Origin of the sequence: Allotamlana fucoidanivorans, assembly GCF_006265225.1 — a bacterium.
Lineage (GTDB): Bacteria > Bacteroidota > Bacteroidia > Flavobacteriales > Flavobacteriaceae > Allotamlana > Allotamlana fucoidanivorans.
Window position 1 is genome coordinate 1 of record NZ_VDCS01000050.1, and the last position, 996, is coordinate 996.

The 996-nt window shown below is 37.3% G+C and carries 1 pseudogene; it reads left to right on the forward strand.

Annotation, left to right across the window (positions count from 1 at the left end):
* Positions 1–83: 83 nt before the first annotated feature.
* A pseudogene (locus tag FGF67_RS17575) lies at positions 84–996 on the forward strand (IS3 family transposase); the annotation flags it as partial.

Consider the following 996-nt stretch of genomic DNA (forward strand, 5'->3'; position numbering starts at 1 on the left):
TGACCTCCTCCCGTTAAACCGGACAATTTAAAACTAGAGAAAACCGAGCAAATAAATGTGTAACTTTAAACAATTATTTGCATATGAAACGATCAAAATTCACGGAGAGTCAAATCGTATTTGCTATCAAGCAGGCCGAAACAGGTACGCGTGTATCTGAGGTTTGTCGAAAGATGGGAATAAGTGAAGCTACCTTTTACAATTGGAAGAAGAAATATGGAGGATTAGGTGTTTCCGAATTGCGCAGACTCAAGAACTTAGAAGAGGAGAATTTTCAATTAAAGAAACTGGTAGCAGATCTTAGTCTTGATAAGCAAATTCTCCAGGACGTTCTTAAAAAAAAGTTTTAAGGCCATCTCGAAAGCGGGAGATGGTCCGTGGAATACGAATGGAATATAATATCTCTGTTAACCGTTGCGTGAAGCTGGTTCTTTTGCACAAAAGTGTTTATTATTATAAGCCAAATAAAAGAGATGATACTTTATTGCGTATGCGGATCAAAGAAATTGCATCAACCCGCGTTCGTTATGGCTTTTGGAGGGTTTATATCCTACTAAGAAGAGAAGGCTTTATGGATAATCACAAGCGTGTTTATAGAATTTACTGTGAAGAGGGGCTTAATTTGAGAAGCAAACGTCCTAAAAGGAATCGTTCAGCCTTACACAGACAACCATCAGATGGTAATTCTTCTAGTTTACATGAATGCTGGAGTATGGATTTTGTCAGTGATCAGCTATATAATGGGAGTCGCTTTAGGGCTTTAACTGTAGTGGATAATTATAGTAGAAAATGCCTTGCTATTGAAGCAGGACAGTCATTAAAAGGAAGTGATGTTGTAAATGTTATGGAAAAGGTTAGTTCGGAGAATTGCACTCTTCCAAAGCGTATCAAAGTAGATAATGGAAGTGAATTTATTAGTAAAGTTTTGGATAAATGGGCCTATGAAAACCAGATAGAACTAGACTTCTCAAGACCAGGAAAACCTACAGATAATCC